Annotated in this window: 18 protein-coding genes; 2 read left to right on the top strand and 16 right to left on the bottom strand. The window is 44.5% G+C overall.

The genetic code is table 11. The features are described from left to right. Nucleotide 1 precedes the first annotated feature (1 nt). The 4 genes from QM657_RS11235 to QM657_RS11220 all read right to left on the bottom strand — a co-directional run bounded on the left by QM657_RS11235 (nt 2) and on the right by QM657_RS11220 (nt 4,277). The gene (locus QM657_RS11235; RefSeq protein WP_415066749.1) at nt 2-922 is read right to left on the bottom strand and encodes an ABC transporter ATP-binding protein; all 921 of its coding nucleotides are present in this window, start codon (nt 920-922) and stop codon (nt 2-4) included. Between the two features lie 224 nt (nt 923-1,146). Next, a complete protein-coding gene (locus tag QM657_RS11230; protein WP_415066748.1) occupies nt 1,147-1,974 on the bottom strand; it encodes a sugar phosphate isomerase/epimerase family protein in 828 nt (275 codons plus the stop codon). A gap of 13 nt (nt 1,975-1,987) precedes the next feature. Beyond that, the gene (locus QM657_RS11225) at nt 1,988-3,541 is read right to left on the bottom strand and encodes a glycoside hydrolase family 28 protein (protein ID WP_415066747.1); all 1,554 of its coding nucleotides are present in this window, start codon (nt 3,539-3,541) and stop codon (nt 1,988-1,990) included. 64 nt (nt 3,542-3,605) lie between these two features. After that, nucleotides 3,606-4,277, bottom strand: coding sequence for a hypothetical protein (locus QM657_RS11220; RefSeq protein ID WP_415066746.1), 672 nt, complete (start codon nt 4,275-4,277; stop codon nt 3,606-3,608). A gap of 276 nt (nt 4,278-4,553) precedes the next feature. Here QM657_RS11220 and QM657_RS11215 point away from each other — a divergent pair, with 276 nt between their 5' ends. Further along, complete coding sequence (locus tag QM657_RS11215) at nt 4,554-5,423, top strand: AraC family transcriptional regulator (RefSeq protein ID WP_415066745.1); 870 nt, start codon at nt 4,554-4,556, stop codon at nt 5,421-5,423. A 48-nt stretch (nt 5,424-5,471) separates the two neighbouring features. Here the strand turns inward: QM657_RS11215 and QM657_RS11210 are convergent, their stop codons facing one another. After that, nucleotides 5,472-6,608, bottom strand: coding sequence for a glycoside hydrolase family 88/105 protein (locus tag QM657_RS11210; protein ID WP_415066744.1), 1,137 nt, complete (start codon nt 6,606-6,608; stop codon nt 5,472-5,474). Between the two features lie 177 nt (nt 6,609-6,785). On the opposite strand from QM657_RS11210, the gene QM657_RS11205 reads away from it, so the two are divergent. Continuing rightward, nucleotides 6,786-7,622 carry an alpha/beta hydrolase gene (locus tag QM657_RS11205; protein WP_415066743.1) on the top strand — a complete coding sequence of 279 codons (837 nt, stop codon included), beginning with the start codon at nt 6,786-6,788 and terminating at the stop codon, nt 7,620-7,622. Nucleotides 7,623-7,845: 223 nt separating this feature from the next. On the opposite strand, the gene QM657_RS11200 is transcribed toward QM657_RS11205, so the two are convergent. From QM657_RS11200 to hprK, 11 genes are all read right to left on the bottom strand, one after another. Beyond that, nucleotides 7,846-9,858: an AlwI family type II restriction endonuclease gene (locus tag QM657_RS11200; RefSeq protein WP_415066742.1), complete on the bottom strand. Its 2,013-nt coding sequence runs from the start codon at nt 9,856-9,858 to the stop codon at nt 7,846-7,848. 13 nt (nt 9,859-9,871) lie between these two features. Further along, complete coding sequence (locus QM657_RS11195) at nt 9,872-11,767, bottom strand: Dam family site-specific DNA-(adenine-N6)-methyltransferase (RefSeq protein ID WP_415066741.1); 1,896 nt, start codon at nt 11,765-11,767, stop codon at nt 9,872-9,874. A 12-nt stretch (nt 11,768-11,779) separates the two neighbouring features. Beyond that, complete coding sequence (locus QM657_RS11190) at nt 11,780-11,989, bottom strand: helix-turn-helix domain-containing protein (protein ID WP_415066740.1); 210 nt, start codon at nt 11,987-11,989, stop codon at nt 11,780-11,782. 179 nt (nt 11,990-12,168) lie between these two features. Continuing rightward, complete coding sequence (locus QM657_RS11185; RefSeq protein ID WP_415066739.1) at nt 12,169-12,924, bottom strand: TRM11 family SAM-dependent methyltransferase; 756 nt, start codon at nt 12,922-12,924, stop codon at nt 12,169-12,171. Nucleotides 12,925-13,206: 282 nt separating this feature from the next. Continuing rightward, nucleotides 13,207-14,181, bottom strand: coding sequence for a 6-phosphofructokinase (pfkA, locus tag QM657_RS11180; RefSeq protein WP_415066738.1), 975 nt, complete (start codon nt 14,179-14,181; stop codon nt 13,207-13,209). A gap of 64 nt (nt 14,182-14,245) precedes the next feature. Beyond that, nucleotides 14,246-17,728: a DNA polymerase III subunit alpha gene (locus QM657_RS11175; RefSeq protein WP_415066737.1), complete on the bottom strand. Its 3,483-nt coding sequence runs from the start codon at nt 17,726-17,728 to the stop codon at nt 14,246-14,248. Between the two features lie 100 nt (nt 17,729-17,828). Next, entirely contained in the window at nt 17,829-18,086 is a 258-nt protein-coding gene (locus QM657_RS11170) for an HPr family phosphocarrier protein (RefSeq protein WP_415066736.1), read from the bottom strand. 17 nt (nt 18,087-18,103) lie between these two features. Further along, the gene (gene whiA / locus QM657_RS11165) at nt 18,104-19,075 is read right to left on the bottom strand and encodes a DNA-binding protein WhiA (protein WP_415066735.1); all 972 of its coding nucleotides are present in this window, start codon (nt 19,073-19,075) and stop codon (nt 18,104-18,106) included. A gap of 45 nt (nt 19,076-19,120) precedes the next feature. After that, on the bottom strand, nt 19,121-19,978 hold the full coding sequence (rapZ, locus tag QM657_RS11160; protein ID WP_415066734.1) for an RNase adapter RapZ: 858 nt from the start codon (nt 19,976-19,978) through the stop codon (nt 19,121-19,123). Between the two features lie 18 nt (nt 19,979-19,996). Further along, nucleotides 19,997-20,908 (bottom strand): UDP-N-acetylmuramate dehydrogenase, encoded by a 912-nt coding sequence (murB, locus tag QM657_RS11155; protein ID WP_415066733.1) that lies wholly within the window; start codon nt 20,906-20,908, stop codon nt 19,997-19,999. 8 nt (nt 20,909-20,916) lie between these two features. Further along, on the bottom strand, nt 20,917-21,849 hold the full coding sequence (gene hprK, locus QM657_RS11150; RefSeq protein ID WP_415066732.1) for an HPr(Ser) kinase/phosphatase: 933 nt from the start codon (nt 21,847-21,849) through the stop codon (nt 20,917-20,919). Between the last annotated feature and the right edge of the window lie 43 nt (nt 21,850-21,892).

Below are 21,892 nucleotides of genomic sequence, written 5' to 3'. Positions count from 1 at the left end.
CTTAGGCCTCCTCTCTTATCTTTTTGCCTGTTATCTCCAAAAAGACATCGTTAAATGTACCTTTTTTAATCTCTATATTGGTAACGTCTTCTTTATGAACACTGAGAACCTCCAATAAGCCGGCCAGGTCTTCGGCCTCCACCCGGTAGTAACCGTCTCTTTTGATATAGCTTAAATCGTATTCTGTCAGCAGGCGTTCCAGTTCTGCTTCATTTTTTGTATTGATATATGCCTTGTCCCTTGTGTACTTTTTCTTCAATGCATAGGGAGTATCATGAGCCACAATCACACCGCCGTCGATAATGGCAACTTTATTGCATATTTCTGCTTCTTCCATATAGTGTGTTGTGAGGAAAATTGTAATATTTCTTTCCTTTTGAAGCTTGATAATATACTCCCATATATGGGCCCTGGTCTGGGGATCAAGCCCTGTTGTCGGCTCATCGAGAAATAAAACCTTAGGATAGTGAATGAGCCCGCGGGCAATTTCTACACGCCGTTTCATTCCGCCGGACAAGGCCGCAACCAGTTTTTTTCTTTCGTCCACCAAATCCACCAGCTTTAAAACAAACTGTATGCGCTCTTCCACTTCTTTGCTGGGGATATTGTAAAAAACGCAGTGCATTTTTAAGTTTTCTTCAATGGTCATTTTGGCATCCAGTGTGGAATCCTGGAACACCACGCCTATGGCTGACCTGACCTCGCCTTTTTGTCCGGTGACGTCTTTTCCATCGATCAGAAGTGACCCTGATGTTTTTTCAAATATGGTGCACAGTGTATTGATTGTTGTGCTCTTTCCAGCACCATTGGGGCCCAGGAAAGCGAATACACTGCCTTCTTCCACATCAAAAGATATATCATTGACGGCTACAAAATCGCCGTATCTCTTGGTGAAGTTTTTAACTTGTATTATTGGGTTCATACGATTTTAGCTCCTCTATCGGTTATGTTATGTTTTATGGGAATTTACATTTTTATCCACTGCTGTTAACTTCATCCTGCTCTTTTTTGGGCAAAATCATGCTTCATTATAACACGGAAATTTACATTTTTCGATATTTTATTTTAAAAACAGCACAGCCGGATAATAGGAAAATTCCCGGAAGGCTTTAAAGACCTTTCCGGGAACATCATGAAACTTTATCATCAATTATAATCTTCAAGAAACTTCCTGGACCACTCCGCATTGTCCGGCTTGCTGTCCTCAATGGTCATCTGGATATAAGGCTTTTCCTTCCTCGCAAACTCCAGAATCCTGTCATACTTCATCACACCGGTTCCCGGTGCGCCGGAAACCACCTTATCGCCTTCCATGACAAAATCCTTCATATGAAGAACATCGGTGTACTGCCCCAAATCCTCAATGGCCTCTCCAATCACCTGTTCACGGTTTTCGCTGTTCTCTGCGGAAAGCAGGTTTACCGGGTCCAGAATGATCCTTAAATTGGGAGAATCAATGGCTTTCAGCACCTTTAGGGCCTGCTTGGAATTGTACACAATATGGCTCCATACCGGCTCAATGGCCATGATCACGCCAAACTTTTCCGCACATCGCACAACAGGGATGAGATTCTTAATAAAGGTATCGAGGGCCTCCTCTGTATGGCAGACAGGCTCATAACGGTACTCTGCATTGGGCGCTCCTGTCTCCGTTCCCACCACACTGCATCCCAGTATGGAAGCAAACCGAAGATGGGCGAAATACCGCTCCTGAATCTTCTTGAGCTCTTCCGGGTCCGGATGGGCCAGATTGAGATAACAGCCCAGCACCGCAATGTCCATATCATATCTGGCAAACATTTTGCGCAGATACGCGGCATACCCCGGTGTCAGCGCGGAATTTTCCACGGAATGCTCTTTCACCGTCTTTGACAGCGCCAGATGAACGCAGGTAAATCCCTGGTCATGGGCGGTTTTCACCCGTTCCTCTATAGTCCCCGGTGCCACATCGTGTAATCGGATTCCGATTTGCATATGAACTCCCCCTTTATCTCACTTCATAATGATCAATATTGCTCAATTCAAAAGCTTCCCCTTCCTGACCGGAAATCTTCACATTTTCACAGATCAGGGTATCCACATTGTTGATGCAAAAGCCTCTCTTCTTCCACTCTCCAACTCCTGAGAGCATGGCGGGCGCTCCTGCCTTTGCCTGGTCTGCAAAGGAAATATCCACGTTCTTAAATTCAATCCGTTCAATCTTCTTTTCCGGAAGCCCGTAAAGGAAGGAGGCGGCCACATGGCAGTTTTCGGCTTTGATATTGGTGAAATACAGTCTGTTGATCTCCGGAGTCCGTTCATCCACCGGCAGAGGCTCACGGCACTGCACGTAGTCGGATTTTCCGTCAGGGTCGCAGAAATAAAAGCTGTTCACAACAAAAGGCGTCATCACATGGTCCATATGGATGTGGTCAAAAGAGATTTCTGAAAGCACGGAATCTTTTCCACGCCCTCTTCTGGTTTTGATTCTGAGCCCCCTGTCCGTATGGCGGAAAAAGCAGCGCTCCACATGGATGTTCTTCACCCCTGCGCCCACTTCACTTCCCACTGTAACGGCACCGTGGCCGTTTTCCATCAGACACTGGCGGATGGTGATGTTTTCCGAAGGGGTTTGATATCTGCGGCCCATATAAATCTTTCCGGATTTAATGGCAATGCAGTCGTCTCCCAGGGAAAAATGCAGTCCCAGAATCTCCACGTTTTTACAGGATTCCGGGTCCAGACCGTCGGTGTTGGGGGAATCGGCAGGATTTTTCACATCCAGGTTTAAAAACTTCAAGTCCTGGCTGAAATAGGGGTGAAGCACCCAGGAAGGGCTGTTTTTTAAGGAAAATCCCTGGAGAACCACATCTTTGCACCTCTCTAAAAATACAGTTCTTGGGCGGAAAGCCACCTTCATCTGGCGGACATTGTCCCACCAGTTTTCCTTAGAAGCCTGACCGTCGATCACGCCCCGGCCATAAATAACCACATCCTCCACGTCAATTCCCGTTATGATTCCTGCGAACATGGGCAGAGGATTGCCTTCCCAGGTCCCTAAATTGTAGTCATCTTTTTCATCATAGCTTTCAATCATTCCCGGAAACCTTGGATATTTATGCCGGTCCGTATCAGCCAGCAATTCAGCCCCCTCAGCCAGTTCCAGCCTTAAATGGCTCTTTAAAAACAAACTGGTAATCCGGTACTTCCCTCTTGGGATCAGGACCCGTCCAGCCTTTGGGCAGGCCATGATGGCCGCCTGAATGAAGGAAGTGTCATCCTGAATGCCGTCACCTTTTGCACCGGTTTCCCTCACATTTAAGGTAACAAACTCGTAATCCGTGTGAAAATCGGTTTCTGCCTTTTGCCCGTCCCGTTCCAGACAAATATGATAATCTGTGTCCGGTTTTAAGTCAAATAAGGTGAAGATCACTCGTGTTGTTTCTCCAGCATCTTCTCCGTTTAACGAAATCTTCCCCGCTGTTTCAAATTCAAAAATCTGTTCCGTCACTGTCTCAATGGTCACAGACCGGGACGTTTGATATATCACCTTTAATTCCATATGAACTCCAATCTCACGTGTAAAATTTTCCGCTGCTAAACACTTTCCTGTATGGAGAAGAGAATTACTTTTCCCTTTTTTTCAGTATGGCATACTGTGCCTTGAGCATTTCCTGTAATCCGCCACACGTATTGCCATCACAACTGTCTGCAATCGTTTTCCACACAAGTTCCCCGGCCTCACTGTATTTCTCTTTTTGGAGTATCCCCATATTGCATGCCCTGAGGATGGAATAACCGATTTCCAGCTTCTCAGGAGAATCCGGGAGATGATTGATTTTCTCCTTTATAACAGTTTTAAATAAGTCTCTCAGTTCTCTGTAATACTCATATATCTCTTCCGATATCTGACCGATTGTCTCAATGAGAGCCACCAGGTCTGTTCCCGTAAACTCACCTTTTTCCCGAAAATGAGCAGCAATTTCATTATAGTGCTCTTTTCTGTTAAAATTGGTTTCATATGCCGCAGCAAAGGGCAAAAAGTCCAGGGTCCACTGCTGCTCTTTGATCAGCATTTCTATCTTCTGCCTGTATGACTCCTGGCCGGTATGCTTCAGACCAAAAAAATAAGCCAAGGTATCCTGTAGGGGCAGAAGGTTTTCCCTATCCTCCAAATCAGCCGCTTCCTGTAAACAGGACATAACATAATCCTTATAAATTTCCTCTCCGCTCGCTTCATACATCTGCATGGCTCCCGTGAGCTGATATGGTTTTAATTCTCTGTCTCCGTATTCCATCGCTTTATCTGCCTTTTTCTTTCAGGGCCGTCAGGCCCGCGACTATCCACTGGTTCATGTTTTTCATTTCTCTGCTTCTTCGTTTGCCCATTTTTTTAGCGGCATCAACATTTTATGCATCACCATGATGCGCCTTTGCGTAAGCGCTTACATCACATTTTCATTTATTATAACATCAATTTTTATATAATTCATTTCAAATATAACACAAAACATTGCAAATATTGACCTCATATGGTAATGTTTTTATATCATCAGATAAGGAGATTGAGATTTATGAAAGTACTTACCTCATATTCCGAGGGCATTGACCAGTGTATGATCTCCCGGTCTTTCTCCATTGTTCAGCCGCATGGGAAAACAGGAGTGGCCGGTAAGCACAGTCACTGCTGCTATGAGTTCTACTTTTCTCCGGGAGGAGGGAGCACCTTTCTCATAGGGGATAAAAGCTACCGGGCGCAACCGGGAGACTTATTTATGATCAACCAGAATGAAAAGCATCAGGCCATTCAGACGGATTCTTCTGTTTCCCAGGAAATACTGGCCATCTTCATTGATCCCTCTTATCTGGAAAACATTTCCACGGACCAGACGGATCTCACCTACTGCTTCACCCACCGGCCCAGGCAGTTTTCCCACCGCCTGTCCCTGACTCCGGACCAGCAGCGCAGGTTCACCTATTATCTTAACAGGCTGGGGGCAGAGGGCGGTTTTGGGCAGGATGTGGAGGACCGCTCCGTCTTTTCCCAGCTTATGGTGTTCCTCACAAAATTGACCGCTGATGCGGCTTCCGGGGAAGAATTTGAAAAACATAGTCCCTATTCCAACCCAAAGGTGGCAGATATTATCACCTATATTCACTACAACATCGACTCCCAGTTAAGCATCGGGGAAATTGCCTCTCATTTTTATTTGAGCACCTCCTACCTTTGCAGGCTGTTTAAAAAGGACACCGGCACCACCATCAATTCCTACATCACCTCCCGCCGGATTGAACTGGCCCAGACCCTTTTATCAGGCGGATACAGCGTCAATGAGGTCTACAGCATGTGTGGGTTCAATGATTACAGCAACTTTTTCAAGGCATTTACGAAAAAGGTGGGAATCTCTCCCAGGAAATATTCGCAGAGCAGCTTGAGCGGATAATGCTTTGGGGACCGGAATGCTTTTTGACAGCATTCCAGTCCCCTTTTTTCATTCTTTATATTCCCATCCGGTCCTTCTCATTTCCGTATAGGCGAGAAGGAAAGGCCCTACTCCTTTGGCATCGTCCTTTACAATGGGCTCTGACATGTAATATTCATAAGTCCCGTCTCTCCTGCCCTTTCCTCCGAGTCCGGCTACCAGACAGATTCCGTCAAGGCTCATATTTCCTTTTTCCAGGCTGAGGTATTTGCGGCAAATTCCTTCAAAGGCCTTTTTTCCGTAAGCTTCATAGGACTGGTCCAGATATCCAAGGCGCACTCCCTTTAAGATGGCATAGGAGAAAATGGCGCTTCCGCTGGTCTCCAGATAATTTCTGTCCATGCCGCCCAAGTTGACCACCTGATACCACATGCCGCTTTCATCCTGGTATTGGATCATGGCGTCAATCAAGTCCTTAAAGGCTTCTTCCATCTTCTTTAAAGGCTCCTGATCTTCTTTTCCCGCTTTATCCATGGTGTCCAAAAGAGCCATGGAATACCAGCCTAAGGCTCTCAGCCAAAAGTTCTGGGACAGGCCCGTCACCTTGTCGCACCAGAACATTTCTCTGGAGGAATCATAGGCGTGATAATAAAGCCCTGTTTCAGAGTCACGCATGTGCTTTACCACATTTTCAAACTGGCTGTATATGTCAGAGCAGTTTTTCCTGCCGTGAAACCGTGTCTCATATTCCATGTAAAAGGGCTGGCACATGTAGAGTCCGTCAAGCCACACCTGATTGGGGTATATGTTTTTATGCCAGAAGTTTCCCTCTTTTGTCCGGGGCATCTGTTCAATCTGGCTGTAGACTAAGTCAATGGCCTTCCGGTATTTTTCTTTTCCTGTCAGGTCGTAAAGTTCAAACAGGGTCTTTCCTGCATTGACGTTGTCGATGTTCAGCTCATCCACATCGTAATCGTCAATGGTTCCGTCTTCTCTCACCCGGAAATCAATAAATGTATCGGCAAATTCCAGATATTTTGAGTCCTGGGTTATGGCATACATCTCTAAAATGGCCTTGATCATGCACCCGTCAATGTAATTCCAGCCCGCCTTTTCTCCCTGAAGAATCTTCTCAATATTCCATACCGGGCGGTCCGGTGTGCTCTTTTCCATCAGTTCATTGATATACCTCTCAATTACATCCATTTGTTTTCCTCTCCTCGCTTTTATCTTTACAGACTGCTATCAGCATAACCGGAAATGTGTTTGTTGTCAAATGCTCTTGAAATTTCACTTCATCTTGATTAAGAAAAAAGTTTAAGCTATACTCTGTTTTAAGAGCATTTTACCGCAAATGAAATCCCCACGAAAGGATTAAACATCATGAAACAATTCACACTGGAAATTTTAATTACAGACAAACAGGCCGGGCAAAAAAAGCTGACTCCTCCCGCTTCCTTATCCGCCTACCTTCTGGATTCCGTCTCCGTGGCTCCTGACCGCCTGCGTCCGGCAGTAGTCATCTGTCCGGGGGGCGGCTACGGCCGCCTATCAGACCGTGAAGGGGAGCCTGTTGCCGCCCAATTTCTATCCATGGGCTGCCACGTTTTCATCCTCCGCTACAGCACAGCGCCGGACTGCTTCCCTTACCCTCAGATGGAACTGGCTTTAGCCATGTCCCATATCCGCTCCCATGCCCTTGAATGGCAGATCGATCCCGGTAAAATCATTGTGGCCGGGTTCTCAGCCGGAGGCCATCTGGCATGCAGTCTGGGAGCCTTCTGGAATCGGGAATTCCTCTACGGCCCTTTAAACTTAGAGCCGGAATCCATTCGCCCTGACGGCATGATTCTCTCCTATCCTGTCATCACCTCCGGACCGGGCTGCCATGCCGGTTCCTTTCAAAATCTGCTGGGGGAAAAAGCAGAGGATGAGTCCCTTCGCCGCCTGGTTTCTCTGGAACATCAGGTGGGTGCACACACGCCCAGGACCTTTTTATGGCACACCTCCACCGACAACTCCGTCCCCGTAAAAAACAGTCTGCTTCTGGCAGATGCTCTGACAAGCCACGGAGTCAGTATAGAAATGCACATCTATCCCACCGGCGTCCACGGCCTGTCCCTGGCGACCAGGGAAGTGTCCGGAGAAGACGGACGGTATATGGAGCCTCAGTGCCAGAGCTGGATTTCCCTGGCAAAGACCTGGCTGGAATGCTTCTGATAATTTACTACAATATTCCAGGTACTATAAAAAGAGCGTAACATGCCCGAAAGCAAAGCTTTCCGCATGCTACGCCAATAACAATATGTTATTTTATATGAGATATTGAGTTTTGTTTAATTCCATTTAGTTGCCAGCATTCTATCCCTATATCCTGACCAAATCGGTGTTATTATACTAGCATTTGGAATCTACTGTTTTTTCTCCCATTACTAGTTTTGACTTACATCATTGACAACGATCCGTCCTCAAAAGCCACCGGATACGATAGTGTCATAATTACTTCTGAGAATACAATTATAAATGCTATTATGCTCCCTTCACCAAATCTCTCATGATGTAGCGTTTTTCCGTCACTATCTATGATCACTTCTGCTGGTAGGGACTTTAAGTATGGCAAATTAATTAACTTTTTCCGGCAATCAGGAAAGTTCGCGACTAATGCAACAACTTGCCCTTCGCCCCAGGCAACATGACGAAAGGCAGCTCCCACTGGAACAAACGGCACATCTAAACTCTTTTGTATTTTTTTACGCTCCAGAATCTCTTGTGACTTTTCTATGACAGAGCAATCAATATATCTTTTCCACGCAGGGGCGTCTAAATAATCTCGTCTTAATTTACAATTTACAATTAAGTCTCTTAATTTTTCTGGCTTTGCTTGCTTTGACCTGAACATTGATACAAAGTACTTTTGAAATTGCGCTAAAGTTAATGGTACGATATCCAGTCTCTGCTTCTCATCATCTTTAGCATACCAAATACCATGTCTAAAAGTTTCAGCAGTATTCGTATCAATTTTAACAGCAATAAACATTCCATACACAGGCTTATTATATCTTAAAACAGCATCAGACACATGGCGCCTAACTGGCTCCCCTTCCATTGCTTCCTGTCTTGACGAAGTTGACATCGTAACTTCAATTAAAATAGTAAAATCTTCAAATTCACAATACAGGTCACCTTTACCGCCTCCAGCAGTTGAAACAGGCATAAAATCAGCATCAAGTTTAAAACCTCGCACATCATAGGGCTTATTAACCATGTGATTGATTGCTAATGATGCTCTCCAAAGAACCCATTCAAGATATGCAGGCATCTCATCTTTCGGAATCTCAATAGCGTTATCTTCATCATAGACGAGTTTCCCACCACCATTAATAAGAAGAGACATATAATCTGAAATTTCTTCCCATTGGTCACACTGATTATTGGCATACTTAATTTCATCAGTCTGGGCCAACATATTTTCAAGTCGTTGTCTAGCAATATTAATTTCTGTCGGAGTATCCAATGGAAGATCAGAAATATCAAAGATAACATGTCTTTCTTTCATTTGTTTCATCAGATCGTGAAGCAATGATTTTGCTACTTCGATACTGTCGGTAGGAAGCGGCGCACCATTACAAAGTTTCTTATACTCATCTATAATCAATTCTTCGCTTGCTGTACTTTTTGCAAGTTTTTCAGCCAGTACATGTTTTGCAGGTACAATTATAAGACCTCTCCCCTTGCGCTGAAACACACCGGAAATACGAAGATATCTCATATTCATATCACTGTAATCTAAGAAGTTATCATTCTTCTTTTCATAATGCTCACCTCTTTTAGCAATCTCCAGCTTATCAAATGTACGTTTTGCTGAAGCAGCCCTCCTTCGCTTTCTTAAATCTAGAATATTCTCAACGACTTCTCCAAGACTATAGCCAGGGTTAGTTGTATGTCCCCATAAAGCAAACTCAATTCTGCTGAGTTCAGAAGAACCCGTTCGTTTTTCCAATTCCAGCATAATCGCCAGCAACCATCTTAACGGAGAAAAGTAGTGAAAACCGTCAGCCATAGGAAATTGTTCTACACTCATAGCCCGAAGATAGCACTCTTGAACTGCAGGATAGGTATCTGCTTGTAAAAATGATTTTCCAAATGGAGTAATGGCATCCAGTGTCCCTATTTCTTTTTGATCACCGTCTTTTTTCTTAATCTGCGGATAGATAAATCCACTTTTGGCAAACATCAGTCGCCATTTTCTAGCATGGCTTCCAGACTCGTCTTTTCCATTTTCATTCTGAATTATCCCTTTTTCATTTAAAAGATTCATAAAACCAATTTCATTTTCCCGACCATGAAGATTACCGACAAAAGGAGAATTAGCAAAAACTGAAAATCCCTCCTGAATTCTATTTGGATTTCGTAATCCAGTGTTACCTACAAGCCATATTTCGATCTTTTCATCCATAAGGCACCTCCCATCAAAACCCAACAAATAAATACTCTTGCACTGAATTTCTATGTGTTTTCGAACCATTTTGGTTTCCAAAAGAATATTTATAGTCAACAGGAATAACCTCAACATGCTCTTTATGTTTAGCCAAAAGTGCGACCATCTCATCTTGAGTAGGTTGGCTATTAGAAGAGTAAGATACAATTAAAATACTCTTTGAAAACTTTTTAAATAATTTATCAAATGCATCCGCCGCACCTTTTCTGGTAGAAAATGGTGTTGGATATGACTTAAACTTTTTAGTAAGTGTATTTTCCTGTATCTCTACACCTCTCCAACCTCTTGCTAATCCTTCAACAAAATGATACCTACGGACATACTCATTGTCAGACAAGGGAGAGTAATATGGCGGATCAATGTAAACTAAATCCGGCTGTTCTATCTTCAGTTCCATAGCATCACCATGTTTTGACTTATTAGATTTTCCATTATCGAAGACTGCTTGATTAATCATTTCAACAGCTTCAAGAAATTGCTGTTCTAATGATTTTTTCAAATCTCTCCTTCCATCATTATACCGATCTCCAGTATATGTAAAAATTCCTCTTGGTCTCTTTTTAGTACATGCACGAATCAATGCTGCCATTGCTACTGCATATTTATATGGCTCACAAATTTCTTCAATATTTGTTCTCAAAATATCAATTAATGTATTTTCTTCATCCGTATAATATAATCCTTGAAAAGTATCTGACACAAAATAATCTGGTTCTTTCTTTCTAAGCAACAATTCTTTTGCTTCATCCTGAGATAATATCACTCTATTATTTTCAACCATAGCTTTAGTGAAAATCGCTGACATCGCCATATAATCATTACTAACCACAGACTTTCCCTGTGTTTTAAACATGTAACCAACAATACCAGAACCAGAAAAAAGATCAACTACTGTGTCAAATTCAAACTGGGAAGCAACAGCCCAAATTTGAGGTAATAATTTGCTCTTAGAGCCCATGAACCTTGTTGGTGGATATTTCATCACTTGATCTGGTAATGGTTTTGGGACAACCTTTAGGATAGATTTCCTTTTAGGAAAAACAGTAACAATAACATCTTCTCCTTTTCTCTTACTGCTGTTACAAGAAATATATCTTTTTGTCTGAACTACTTCTATTTTGAACTCTGCATATAGTTCATGAACTAACAGATGGTTAGAATTCGTAAGGATAACATGACATCCTAATTCCTGTAAACGCAATACTTCCTTGGCAAGTTCTATATGATCTTCTTCGTAAAACTGTTCTTTCGTATATCTTTTAAAATCAGCATATTCTGATATTGGTAAATAAGGCGGATCCAAGAAAATAAAATCCCCCGGCTGAGCGTATTCATTTAAAACGGAAAGATAGTCTCCACACACAATTGTCGACCTACCTAGTATTTCCGCTGCAGCATAAAGTACTTCTTCATCACAAATTTTGGGAGCTTTATATTTTCCAAAAGGAACATTAAATTGCCCTTTTTTATTGACCCGATATAAACCATTAAAACATGTTTTATTTAAATAAATTGTCCTTGCCGCTGCTTCTGCCTTTGGTAGTGCCATCCAATCAAGTCCACGTACTGCATAAAAATCATCTTTTGTATTTTTATATTGACGTAGATATTCTATCACAGTATCAACGTTATCGGCCACTTGCTGATACATATTGATTAGTTCCGGGTTACTGTCTGCAATAACGGCTTTATTTGGATTCAATGCAAAAAACAGCGCTCCACCACCAATAAATGGCTCAATGTATTTTCCATAGGTTTCTGGTACCTTCGGCACAATATTACCCAGCATCTGAGTTTTACCGCCTGCCCATTTTAAAAAAGGTTTAGCCTGAACAATTTTTTCTTTTTTTACTACTTGCTTCGTCATATCATGTTTCCTCTAATCTACAGTCTTTGTTATCTCCATGATATCACTGATATCACATCTTAAAGCAGTGCATATTTTCACCAACACATCTGTTGTAACGTTTTCATTTTTTCCCAACTTTGCCATTGAAGCGTGGCTAATTCCTGCGGCAATACATAAATCCTTTTTCTTCATATCTCGGTCAATTAATAATTTCCATAGTTTTTTATAACTGACATCCATAATAGCTTTACCTCAACATGCTTTCTACTGAGTTCTATTTCTTGAGTCAGTATATCACGAAAATTCAGCAATATCAATATTTAGTTCAGCTTTCACTGATTTTTTGATCTACTATAATAAAGAATAGAACCTCATTAACAATTCTAGGGATAGCAAACAGATTCCTTCTCAAATATCAATTAAATTTTTTCAAGAACAAAAATATATTCATGAGCTAACATAAGAAATTTTCGTTCCCTTCCATTCCAATAGTCTGCTGATCGACAATTATGCTGTTCTTTTATTATTATTTCTCTTAACTTAAACCCCGCATCGATAAATTTTTGCATAGCACTCATGCCAAGAGGCAAAACATATCCTTTTTTTCGTATGTCTCCAATCATAAAAGCACATATACCTTTTTTCTTTAACACACGAAACGACTCTATTGCTACATTTATAAATGCTTGTAAAAAAGCTTCATAATCTAAATGTGACAGATCTTTCTGAATAGCATTACTATATCGAATTATATCCGAATAGGGCGGATGTGTGCATATCAAATCAATACTACCATCCTTTATAAATGACAAATTATTTGCATTTCCTTCTTTGATGAAAATTTTTGAAGTTTCTTGACAAGTGAATTTCATATTTGAATTAGATAATTTGATGGCTTGGGGATTAATATCAACACCAATAGCGTTTCTGCCTAATAGCTTTGCTTCAACCAGTGTTGTCCCGCTTCCTAAGAATTGATCCAATATCCAATCATTCTTTTTTGAATACTGTAAAATTAAATTTCTCGGAACATATGGTGACCAATTTCCTCGATATTTACCGGAATGAGTTGCCCAACTCCCTCTTTCTGGAAAAGACCATATTGTTGTATCCTCTAGTTTAAAATTTTCAGGTGCTTCTCTTATAAGAATCTCCTCTTTCTGTTTTTCTATCATTATACTGCCGGAAAACTTATCTGTCTACAAGAAATGCCTGTCTAAACTATTTCTTTTAGGTAGGGCTTCCACAAGTTGTTAAAAACAATTCGTGATTATCAATCCTAAGAATTTGATGGCAGTCCTTTTCATGGAAAAGATGCCACTCTTCTCCTCTAAGAACGGCGTTACAGAAAAAATAACAACAAAATGGGGGGATTCAAAGAATACCACCCCATTTATTGATAAAAAGCGCTTTTTTTGAAATTTATTATAACATCAATTCATATACAGCCAGACCGCTTACCGCACAAGCAGCTTGCAGATTCTAAACTGGTCTTCAGGGATATCCTTGGTCATGCTAAGGGCCTCCTGGATATCAAAGTCAACGTATTCCCCATTCTTATATCCCACCACACGGTTGCTCTTGCCTTCGCAAAGAAGCTCTGCGGCTCTCGCACCCATAATGGAAGCATAGACACGGTCCTTGCAGGTAGGCGCTCCGCCTCTCTGCATGTGGCCTAAAATGGTGGCTCTCGTTTCAATTCCTGTAGCAGCCTCAATCCTCTTTGCCATGGAAGTGGAATGCCCGATTCCTTCGGCATTGATGATGATGTGATGCTTCTTTCCCCTCTTCCGGTTTTCAATGATCCGGTTAATGAGGGCCTGCTCGTCCCCGTCATACTTCTCCGGCAGAAGAATATCTTCCGCGCCGTTTGCAAACCCGCACCAAAGGGCAATGTAGCCCGCGTTGCGTCCCATTACCTCAATAATACTGCAGCGCTCATGGGAGGTAGATGTATCACGAACCCGGTCAATGGCTTCCATGGCCGTGTTGACAGCCGTGTCAAAACCAATGGTGTAATCCGTACAGGCAATATCCAAATCAATGGTTCCCGGAAGTGCAATGGTATTGATTCCAAGGGCAGACAGCTTTCCAGCACCGCGGAAGGAACCGTCTCCTCCGATCACCACGATACCGTCAATGCCATGCTTCCTGCAGACCTCAGCACCCTTTTTCTGGCCCTCCTCAGTGGTAAACTCCTGGCATCTGGCCGTATAAAGAATGGTTCCGCCTCGGTGGACGATATCGGACACACTCCTGCTGTTCATATCCACAATCTCTTCCTGCAGAAGACCTGCATATCCCCTCATAATTCCCTTTACTTCCAGGCCCTTGTGGATTGCAGTCCTGACAACAGCACGGATCGCAGCGTTCATGCCCGGAGCATCACCGCCGCTGGTTAATATGCCGATGGTCTTTACTTGTTTTGCCATAGTAGGTTCCTCCTGATTTATGGATATCAATATTGAGATTATCTTACTTCATTCAGACTTTATTCTAATTCATTTTGCCAATCTTTTCAAGTTTTTTTTCTACAAGCTTGACATTCTTTTCACCAAGTTTCTTGATCAAAGTGTCAATAAGAATTCCCGACGCTTCCACATTCCGGTTGGAAGGAAGAACCTTTTTAGCCCTCTCTTTTTCCAGATAAATGATGACGGAGTCGTGACCTTCTGATTCTTTTAAGTCCTCAAAGATTTCCTTTTCCACAGCCATATAAGCCTCTTTATCCGGAAATTTCAGCCAAAGCTCTTTCGGAAGAAGGGAAAAAGGCACCACCCGCTCACAGATCAGCTTTCCAACCGGGTCCTCTCCGATGGAAGCCCTGCCCTGTATGAACACCTTGGAATCCTCCACAAACAGCTCCCGCTTGCTCTCATAATCCTTTGGAAATACGATCACTTCCACCGATCCTGCCAGGTCCTCTAAGGTGATAAATGCCATCATCTTGTTGTTTCTGGTAGTCTTCACCGTCTTTGCGGTGATCATGCCTCCGATGGTCACGTAGGAACCGTCGGCCACATTGGCTTTTTCCGTCTCCTCATCCACCATAAAATCAACGGAAACCGCAGTGATGTTATTTCTCCAGGTGGATTCATAAGCCTCCATGGGATGTCCGCTTAAATAGATGCCCAGAGTCTCCTTTTCAAAAGCCAGAAGGTCTTCCTTTAAAAATTCCCCCACTTCGGGAAATGTCACCTGGAACCGGCTCTTTTCCTCGTCTCCTGCAATATCAAACAAGGTCATCTGCCCTTCCATGGTGTTTTTGCGCTCCTTGCTCCTCTGCTCTAAAAGCTCAGGCGCAACTAAAAGCTTCTGCTTTCTCGTGCCCGGAAGGGTGTCCAAAGCACCCGACTTGATGAAGTTTTCCAGAGTCCTTTTATTGACCTCTTTATTGCTCATCCGGTCAACAAAGTCCTCCATATCGTGAAACATCCCGTTCTGCGCTCTCTCAGTCACAATTAAGTCCACCACAGACCTTCCAACACTTTTAATGGCAGAAAGGCCATAACGGATATATTTTCCTGATACAGAAAACCCGCTTTCCCCTTCATTGATATCAGGAGGCAGAATCGAAATACCCATCTGCTTACAGCTTAAAATGTATTCCGAAACCTTTGTCACATTGTCCATAACTGAGGTCAGAAGAGCCGCCATAAACTCCTGGGGATAATAATATTTCAAGTAAGCGGTCTGGTAAGAAACCACTGCATAAGCCGCCGCATGGGACTTGTTAAAAGCGTATTTGGCAAAATCAATCATTTCATCATAAATGTGATTAGCCGTCTTTTCATCAATCCCATTGGGAACACATCCCGTTACCCCTTCTTCCGGGTTTCCGTAAACGAAGTTCTGGCGCTCTTTTTCCATGACAGAAGTCTTTTTCTTTGACATGGCTCTGCGCACCAGATCGCTTCGGGCCATGGTATAGCCTGCCAAATCCCTTACGATCTGCATAACCTGTTCCTGATACACGATACAGCCGTGAGTGGGCTTTAAAATGTGCTCTAACTGGGGGCAGTCATAAGTGATGGAGGTCCGGTCATTCTTTCCCCGCAGATACTTTGGAATAAAGTCCATGGGACCTGGACGGTAAAGGGAAATTCCGGCGATAATATCCTCCAGGCTCTCCGGCTTTAACTCCTTCATAAAGCTTTTCATGCCTGAGCTTTCCAACTGGAACACGCCGTCATCCCTTCCGGTTCCCACGGAATCCAGCACGGCCTTGTCGTCGTAATCAATGCTGTCCAGATCAAGAACCAGATTTCTGTTTTTCTCTATGGCCTTGACCGCATTCTGGATGACAGTCAGGGTCCGAAGGCCCAGAAAGTCCATCTTTAAGAGCCCCAGCTCTTCCAAGGTAGTCATGGTAAACTGGGTGGTAATGGTTCCGTCCGCACCTTTTGAAAGGGGAACGTATTCGTCCACGGAAGCCTGGCTGATCACCACTCCCGCGGCATGCATGGAGGTATGCCTGGGAAGCCCCTCAAGACGCATGGACATGTCGATTAAATACTTTACCTCAGGATCTTCATTGTAGGCATTTCGCAGGTCAGGGCTCTGTTTTAACGCCTTTTCAAGGGTCATGCCAAGGTCTCTCGGAATCATCTTTGCAATGGCGTCACAGCGGGCGTAGGGCATGTCCAGAACCCTTCCTACGTCCCTGACCACACCCTTTGCTGCCAGCGTACCGAAAGTGACGATCTGGACCACCCGGTCTTTGCCGTATTTTTCCACCACATAGTCAATGACCTCCTGACGCCGTTCAAAGCAGAAGTCAATATCAATATCGGGCATGGATATACGTTCCGGATTTAAGAAGCGCTCAAACAGCAGGTTATAGGGAACCGGGTCAATGTTGGTGATTCCAAGGCAGTAAGAGACAAGGCTTCCCGCCGCAGACCCGCGCCCCGGCCCCACAATGATGTCCTGGGAGCGGGCATAGTGGATGAAATCCCACACGATGAGAAAATAGTCCACGTATCCCATATTATGTATGACTTCCAGCTCGTAATTCAGCCTTTCCTGTAAATCCCGGCCTGCATCCGGATAGTGATGTTCAAAGCCTTCCCGGCACAGCTTATTTAAATAAGACCAGGAATCATAGCCCTCCGGCACCTCATACTTGGGCAGCTTGGTGACGCCAAACTCGATTTCCACGTTGCAGCGCTCTGCAATTTTATGGGTATTGTCAATGGCTTCTAATGCATAGGAAAATAGCTTTCGCATCTCTTCCTCAGACTTGCAGTAATACTGGCCGCCCTCATAGCGCATCCGGTTTTCATCGGTCACCTTTTTTCCGGTCTGGATGCAGAGCAGCAGATCGTGGGGCGTGGCATCCTCTGCAAAGGTATAGTGAATATCATTGGTGGCCACCAGCCCGATTCCGGTCTCTCCGCTCATCCGAAGAAGGCCCTGGTTTACGGACTGCTGGGCCGGTATTCCGTGATCCTGAAGCTCCAGGAAGAAGTTTCCCTTTCCGAATATCTCCTCATAACGGAAGGCGGATTCCTTTGCCTGGTCATACATGCCCCTGGAAATGAATTTCTGCACCTCTCCTGCCAGACAGGCGCTGAGGGCGATAATTCCTTCGTGATACTCCCTTAAGACCTCGTAATCCACCCTGGGCCTGTAGTAAAACCCATCCACAAAGCCCTTGGATACAATCTTCATCAGGTTCTGGTAGCCCTGGTTATTTTCCGCCAAAAGGACCAGGTGGTAATAGCGGTCTTCCCCGCTTCCTGTTTCCCTGTCAAATCTGGAGCCGGATGTCACATACACCTCGCACCCAATGATGGGCTTTATTCCCGCCTCTATAGCCGCCCTGTAAAAATCAATCACACCATACATGACCCCATGATCGGTAATCGCCAAGCTGTCCATGCCCAGTTCCTTTGCCCTGGCCGTGAGCTCTTTGATCTTACTGGAACCGTCTAATAAGCTGTATTCCGTATGAACGTGCAAATGTGTAAATGCCATTTATTCCTGTCTCCTTTCCTAGCTGACGTATAAGAGGCAGAGCCCCATTGTAAACAAATGGAAATCCCCGCCCCATAAATGCAGTATCTTCTTTTTCTTATTATTCCTGATTAGACAGGTACTTCTGGATCTCAGCAATGGCCTGTTCCTCGTCTGAGCCATCAGCCGTAATCGTAATTGGCTCCCCTGCACAAAGTCCCAATGTCATCATGCCCATAATGCTCTTGGCATTGACTCTTTTGGAGTCCATCTCAACGTAAATGTGACTTTCATACTGGCTGGCAACCTGAACCAGCATAGCAACCGGTCTCGCCTCTAAACCTGACGCAAGCTCAATGGTGACTGTTTTTTTTACCATAATTATCCTCCTCAATCCTATGAACGGACCTGTTCCACTCCACCATCTTCACGCATCCGCCCTGCCAGGTCGCAAAGCTTTCTGAGCCGATGGTTCACTCCTGATTTTCCAACAGGAGGGTCCAGAGCTTCTCCAAGCTCTTTCAATGTTGCTTCCGGCCTCTCAAGCCTTTCTCTGGCAATTTCTCTCAAATTGTCAGGAAGCTGATCCAGGCCGATTGTATCTCTGATATATTCTATATCTTCTATCTGCTTTACAGCAGCCGATACCGTTTTATTGATGTTGGCAGTCTCACAGTTCACCTGCCGGTTCACACTGTTGCGCATATCCTTCAAAATCCTGATGTTCTCCAGCTCCATAAGAGCCACCGGAGCTTCCATCACGTTTAAGATATCCACAATCTGGTTTCCTTCTTTTATATAGACCACGTAATACCGCTTTCTCTTTACGATCTTCGCCTCTAAGTCAAAGGTCGCAATGATGGACTTAAGCTGAATGGCTTTGTCCTCTGTGGCACACACGATTTCAAAATGATAAAATTTTTCCGGATCACTTAAAGACCCTGAGGAGAGAAACGCTCCCCGGATGAACGCTCTTCTGCAGCAGGACTGCTGGATGACCACGTTCTGTACTGTATTTAAGTTTTCCCCGATTTCTCCTTTTTCATCAAGGAGCTTTGTGGCATGAAGAACTCTTAAGGCTTCCTCATGCTCCCGAACCGTCACCGTATAAGTGCGGTTTTTATTCAAATAGGCATTTCTCCTGATGGACACATCCGTACTTATATTAAATGTTTTTTTCAATAATGTAAAGTACTTTCTTGCAACTGCCACATTTTCTGTATGAATTTTTATGGTATAGCGGTCATCCTCTGATATGATTATTTTCCCGCAAAGGCTGATAATAGCCGCCATCTCCGCAATCTGGCAGTGTCTTGCCGGACTGATCTGTCTGGAGAGCTCTTCTTTTAACTTGGAAGAAAATGACATATCCGGACCATCCTTTTCTTATACTGTTCCCAGAATACCTTCAAATCACTTCTCAATATCCCGGTGTTCGATCTTAATCCCGAATTCCTCCCTGGGTTTCAACCTGTCATAGACCGCATTGGCAATGGTGACGGACCTGTGCTTTCCGCCCGTACATCCAATGGCGATGACAAGCTGATTTTTCCCCTCCAGCACATAATTGGGGATGAGAAAATCCAGCATATCATAAAGCTTGTCCAAAAACAGCCCTGCGGTTCCATTCTGCATCACATAGTCCCGCACGATCTTTTCCTCTCCGGTTCTGAGCCGCAGTTCCTCCTCATAGTAGGGATTGGGCAGAAACCTGACATCAAATACCAGGTCCGCATCAGACGGAATCCCGTATTTAAAACCAAAGGAAAGAACAGTGATATAGAGGCTCTGGTAAGACTCTCTGTTCACGAAAATCTTTTCCAGCTCCTGCCTCAGTTCTTTGGTGAGAAGTTTGCTGGTGTCGATGATATAATCCGCATTTTCCTTTAAAAAAGCCAGCTTTCCCCGTTCCTTTGAAATTCCGCTGTCAATTCTTCCTCCGGCCGCAAGAGGATGAGCTCTTCTGGTCTCCTTATAGCGCTTGACCAGGATTTCATCTCCTGCATCCAGGAAAAGGATTTCAAAAGACATCCTCTTCCTGGACCATTCATCAAATATATTGCTTAAAACCGATAAATCCTCTCCGCTTCGGATATCGATTCCCAAAGCCGCATTCCTGATGCCTCCCTGGTTGTTCAGTGTCAGTTCAGCAAAGGTTTCCATCAGGGGAATGGGAAGGTTATCCACGCAGTAAAATCCCATATCCTCCAGCATCTTAAGGGCCTGGGTCTTTCCTGCGCCCGACATGCCTGTCACAATGACCAGCCTCATGTTGCCTCCTTTGCACTGTTAAAACATTCCCAGCGTCTTTACTTCCATTTCAAGTTTCACACCGGAATTTTCAAACACCCTTTTTTTGACTTCCTCACACAGGGCGATCACATCCGACGCAGTGGCCTGGTCTTTGTTGATGACAAATCCGCAGTGTTTTTCTGAAACCTGGGCTCCGCCCAGAGAAAATCCCCGCAGCCCTGCTTCTTCGATCAGTTTTCCGGCAAAGTAGCCCTCCGGCCTTTTAAAGGTGCTTCCCGCGCTGGGATATTCCAGAGGCTGTTTTTCCCTTCTTCTGGAGGCCAGATCTTCCATCCTGCTCCGGATGGACTCCTGATCGCCCGGCTCCAAACGGATATCCGCTTCCAGTACCACATACCCCCTGGGGATGATGCAGCTTTTCCGGTATCCTAATTCCAGCTCGCCGGCAGACAGCTCCAGTTCTTTTCCTTCCGGTGTCAATACACGGACCGTGTGAAGGACTTCTCCGATCTCATGGCCGTAGGCTCCGGCATTCATGGCAGCCGCTCCGCCCAAGGTTCCCGGTATTCCTCCGGCAAATTCAAAGCCCGTTAAGCAGGCACGGCAGGCTTCCTGGGATATTTTCGATAAAAGCACTCCTGCACCGGCCTTTAATATTCCTGTCTTTTCATCTGCACGGCAGACAGAAAACTCCGCCATGGAAATGATCACTCCGTCAAAGCCCTTATCTCCCACCAGAAGATTGCTTCCATTGCCCAGTATGAAGTAAGGCACGTTCTCCCGGCGGCAGAGAGTTATGACAGCAGCCAGCTCTTTTCCGTCAGAAGGGGTCACAAAGCAGGCGGCAGGACCGCCCACCCGGAATGTGGTATGGTTTCCCATGCTTTCGTTTTGCTTCACATGGTCCTTATCAGCCGCATTCACCAGCATTTCATAAAATCCAGTCATCAGACACCTCAATTATCCTGTTTTCTTAAAAGGTTTGCCTGGACGCGGTTATATAATTCCTGAGCCGCATTGTACCCCATCTTCTTCTGTCTGTAATTGACCGCAGCGGACTCCACAATAATGGCGAGATTACGTCCCGGACGGACGGGAATGGCATGGCATACCACCCTGTTTCCCAAGAACTCTGTGTACTGCTCTTCCAGTCCCATTCTGTCGTATTCTCTGTCTCTGTCCCAGTCTTCCAGCTTGATCACCATGTCAATGGACTGGGTATCCTTTACGCTTTCCACGCCGAACAGGGTTTTCACATCAATGATACCTATGCCTCTCAGCTCAATAAAATGCTTCGTAATTTGAGGAGCACTTCCGATTAAGGTCTCATCGCTGACCTTGCGGATTTCCACAACGTCATCCGTTACAAGGCGGTGACCTCTTTTAATCAGCTCCAGAGCTGCCTCACTTTTGCCGATGCCGCTTTCTCCCATGATCAGAACGCCTTCACCGAATACGTCTACCAAAACTCCGTGAATGCTGATACAGGGTGCCAGCTTCACCTTCAGCCAGCGGATGATCTCAGCCATTAAATCAGAGGTGGTTTTATCCGATACGAGGCAGGGCACACCGTAGTGGTTACACAAATCCAGCATATCGATATCAGGGTCCTGGCTTCTACTGTATACGAGACAGGGAATCTGGCTGGAAAGCAGCTTATGGTACATCTCCAGCTTTCTCTCATGCGTCATCTGTCCGACGTATTCCTGCTCCACATATCCGATGATCTGTACCCGTTCATTGTCAAAATGGTCATAAAATCCAGCCAGCTGCAAAGCAGGACGGTTCACGTCCGGGTGGCTCAGTACGATCTTTTCCGCATCAATCTCCGGTGTCATATTCCTGAGATTCATCTTCTCAATCAACTCTGTAATGACTACTCCATGCATGGGGAATCACTCCTTTTTCTCTATCCGTTTTTCACAATCCAAA

It is taken from the genome of Lacrimispora sp. (assembly GCF_047605665.1).
GTDB lineage: Bacteria > Bacillota > Clostridia > Lachnospirales > Lachnospiraceae > Lacrimispora.
This window is presented reverse-complemented; position numbering and strand designations above follow the sequence as displayed.

Excerpts from the sequence above, each read along its gene's own strand:
- QM657_RS11235 (WP_415066749.1), bottom strand. The coding sequence starts at position 922 with ATGAACCCAATAATACAAGTTAAAAACTTCACCAAGAGATACGGCGAT.
- QM657_RS11230 (WP_415066748.1), bottom strand. The coding sequence starts at position 1,974 with ATGCAAATCGGAATCCGATTACACGATGTGGCACCGGGGACTATAGAG.
- QM657_RS11225 (WP_415066747.1), bottom strand. The coding sequence starts at position 3,541 with ATGGAATTAAAGGTGATATATCAAACGTCCCGGTCTGTGACCATTGAG.
- QM657_RS11220 (WP_415066746.1), bottom strand. The coding sequence starts at position 4,277 with ATGGAATACGGAGACAGAGAATTAAAACCATATCAGCTCACGGGAGCC.
- QM657_RS11215 (WP_415066745.1), top strand. The coding sequence starts at position 4,554 with ATGAAAGTACTTACCTCATATTCCGAGGGCATTGACCAGTGTATGATC.
- QM657_RS11210 (WP_415066744.1), bottom strand. The coding sequence starts at position 6,608 with ATGGATGTAATTGAGAGGTATATCAATGAACTGATGGAAAAGAGCACA.
- QM657_RS11205 (WP_415066743.1), top strand. The coding sequence starts at position 6,786 with ATGAAACAATTCACACTGGAAATTTTAATTACAGACAAACAGGCCGGG.
- QM657_RS11200 (WP_415066742.1), bottom strand. The coding sequence starts at position 9,858 with ATGGATGAAAAGATCGAAATATGGCTTGTAGGTAACACTGGATTACGA.
- QM657_RS11195 (WP_415066741.1), bottom strand. The coding sequence starts at position 11,767 with ATGACGAAGCAAGTAGTAAAAAAAGAAAAAATTGTTCAGGCTAAACCT.
- QM657_RS11190 (WP_415066740.1), bottom strand. The coding sequence starts at position 11,989 with ATGGATGTCAGTTATAAAAAACTATGGAAATTATTAATTGACCGAGAT.
- QM657_RS11185 (WP_415066739.1), bottom strand. The coding sequence starts at position 12,924 with ATGATAGAAAAACAGAAAGAGGAGATTCTTATAAGAGAAGCACCTGAA.
- pfkA (WP_415066738.1), bottom strand. The coding sequence starts at position 14,181 with ATGGCAAAACAAGTAAAGACCATCGGCATATTAACCAGCGGCGGTGAT.
- QM657_RS11175 (WP_415066737.1), bottom strand. The coding sequence starts at position 17,728 with ATGGCATTTACACATTTGCACGTTCATACGGAATACAGCTTATTAGAC.
- QM657_RS11170 (WP_415066736.1), bottom strand. The coding sequence starts at position 18,086 with ATGGTAAAAAAAACAGTCACCATTGAGCTTGCGTCAGGTTTAGAGGCG.
- whiA (WP_415066735.1), bottom strand. The coding sequence starts at position 19,075 with ATGTCATTTTCTTCCAAGTTAAAAGAAGAGCTCTCCAGACAGATCAGT.
- rapZ (WP_415066734.1), bottom strand. The coding sequence starts at position 19,978 with ATGAGGCTGGTCATTGTGACAGGCATGTCGGGCGCAGGAAAGACCCAG.
- murB (WP_415066733.1), bottom strand. The coding sequence starts at position 20,908 with ATGACTGGATTTTATGAAATGCTGGTGAATGCGGCTGATAAGGACCAT.
- hprK (WP_415066732.1), bottom strand. The coding sequence starts at position 21,849 with ATGCATGGAGTAGTCATTACAGAGTTGATTGAGAAGATGAATCTCAGG.